The organism is Coleofasciculus sp. E1-EBD-02, assembly GCF_040218245.1.
Lineage (GTDB): Bacteria > Cyanobacteriota > Cyanobacteriia > Cyanobacteriales > Coleofasciculaceae > Coleofasciculus.
Window position 1 is genome coordinate 1 of the sequence record NZ_JAVJQN010000149.1, and the last position, 2238, is coordinate 2238.

At 41.9% G+C, this 2238-nt stretch carries 2 protein-coding genes and 1 pseudogene; 1 reads left to right on the forward strand and 2 read right to left on the reverse strand.

The window, feature by feature from the left end:
* Positions 1-269, reverse strand: a pseudogene (locus RIC07_RS23655) (PIN domain-containing protein); the annotation flags it as partial.
* 227 nt (positions 270-496) lie between these two features.
* On the opposite strand from RIC07_RS23655, the gene RIC07_RS23660 reads away from it, so the two are divergent.
* Positions 497-1672, forward strand: coding sequence for a DNA cytosine methyltransferase (locus RIC07_RS23660; protein WP_446396651.1), 1176 nt, complete (start codon positions 497-499; stop codon positions 1670-1672).
* Positions 1673-1921: 249 nt separating this feature from the next.
* On the opposite strand, the gene RIC07_RS23665 is transcribed toward RIC07_RS23660, so the two are convergent.
* Positions 1922-2149: a hypothetical protein gene (locus RIC07_RS23665; protein ID WP_446396652.1), complete on the reverse strand. Its 228-nt coding sequence runs from the start codon at positions 2147-2149 to the stop codon at positions 1922-1924.
* Between the last annotated feature and the right edge of the window lie 89 nt (positions 2150-2238).

Sequence of the window (2238 nt, forward strand, 5' to 3'; positions counted from 1 at the left end):
ATATGTCGAATTGATCTCTTAATTAGACGGTCATCTGTGGATAAAAATATATCGGCACAGCTTCGTTCAGCACTGGCGATGTGGGTGGCATCGTATCCAGAGAATCCTAATTGGACAAGTTCTCTAGAACGGTTTTCTATCAATTGGCTGCTGATTACCTTAATTTTAGCAATGCTCAGGATTGCCTTGACGTTCTTGAGTTTTTCAAAATCGGGAGTTTGAGCGAGTTCTGCATCTAAGGCGGCGCTAGTGATAAGTTTCCATTGTCCCTTTTATCTCCTCTTCCGTTAACTTGCGATACTAGCGCGATCACGCTATTGTTGCCAATAGACAAAAGATCGGTTGAAACGTCTGCTAATATTATTATGATGTCCGGTCAAACACCCCTGAATAAAAATGCCTGAAACCCTTACAATACAATAACTACAACGACAAAGCACTCAGGGAGACTATAGGGAGTAAAAAAGAAGGGTAATTTAGCGTAGGAGTGACAACCGTGATAGATGGCAAAGCTATTTCTATTTCTCTGTTTTCAGGAGCTTTTGGTTTAGACCTAGGTTTAGAGTTAGCCGGATTTCATACTGTAAGCGTGGTTGAGAAAGACCGTGATTCGGTAAAAACCATAGCCCTTAACCGACCATATCTTCATGAAAGTGCTATCCCCAGGGCAATTGAAACAATCAGTACCCAAGATTTACTTTTAGAAGGGGGTCGAGTTTTAGGTAAAGGGAGAGCATTACGCCGGAATGAGGTGGATTTGGTAGTGGGTGGCGCACCTTGTCAGCCTTTTAGTACAGCAGGAAAAAGGGCTTCAGTCTTAGACCCTCGTGGCAGTTTATTTATGGAGTTTGTCCGCGTTGTTCGAGACATTCAACCCCGATTTTTCGTTATGGAGAATGTGAAAGGGTTACTTTCTGCTGCTATTCGTCACCGACCCATTAACCAACGGGGTGCAGATTATCCACCTTTAGAACCGGACGAAATGAGAGGTGCAGCCCTTAAGGTGGTACTAGCAGAAATGCACAAACTTGGATACAACGTGGTGTACAACCTTTTAGAAGCTGCCGATTATGGGGTTCCCCAAAATAGAGAGCGTGTTGTGTTTATTGGTTCCAGAGACGGTGAATCTGTTACATTTCCTTTGGCTACCCATTGTAAAAGCGGCAGAGATTTACCCAAGTGGCGTACTTTACGAGATGCGTTAACAAATTTAGTTGAACAAAATCCAGAGTTTACTCCTTACTCAGAAAAGCGCTTAAAGTATTTGAGACTACTCAAATCAGGACAAAACTGGAGATATCTACCCGAAAATTTGAAAGAAGAGGCAATGGGAGGTGCTTACAGATCAGGTGGTGGTAAAGTCGGATTTTACAGGCGATTGTCCTGGGATAAGCCTTCACCTACTGTGACGACAAGTCCACAGCAAAAAGCCACAGATATGTGTCACCCTGTAGAATTGCGTCCCTTGACTGTGCGAGAGTGTGCTAGAATCCAAACCTTTCCTGACGACTGGATTTTTCAAGGTTCAATAACATCTAAATATAAACAAATTGGTAATGCTGTACCTGTTGGATTAGCAAAAGCCATTGGCACTTATCTTTACAGTTTGATCCTAGGAGATAAACCGCGAGGAAAAGAACTTGTTGAACAACTTTCACTTTTTACTTTATGAAATTTATACCATTTACAGAGTAATGACAAAAAAAGCTAAGATTAGATTTTGTATCAGCTAATTGCACTGATTAATCAAGTTAAGAATTATTTGAAGTTTCGCTGGCAGCCAATTGAGAAAAAGCTTTGTCAATTTTCTGCAACATAGTCAAGTAACGCAATTGAAAGGCTTTCAGCCCCATTCAAAGAGCCAACGTGCCAAATTGGGATGCTCCCGACAACGGCAGAATTGGCAGCTTTAGAAAGGACATTACTCAATAATTTCATCGTATTGATTGATACCGCTGTCTCGATGCTGTTTCATGGAGAGCAGAATCTCGTCTAATGGCGTTTTGTCTTGCCACTGATGGCGGTCTTTGGTGTAATCGCCTTGACCAGGGCTTAAGTATTGAATAAATCGGATAGTGTCACCGACTCCCAAGGAATCGATCAAGGCGTCAGATCCTTTTTTAATAACTACCTGCTGAGTATTAGTCATGGGGTTCCTCCTATTTCTGAGTAACCCTCATTAGCCATTGAACGGGATTATTAACTGGGACATTGATAAGCGGAATATGTCGAATTGAT

Excerpts from the sequence above, each read along its gene's own strand:
- RIC07_RS23665 (WP_446396652.1), bottom strand. The coding sequence starts at position 2,149 with ATGACTAATACTCAGCAGGTAGTTATTAAAAAAGGATCTGACGCCTTG.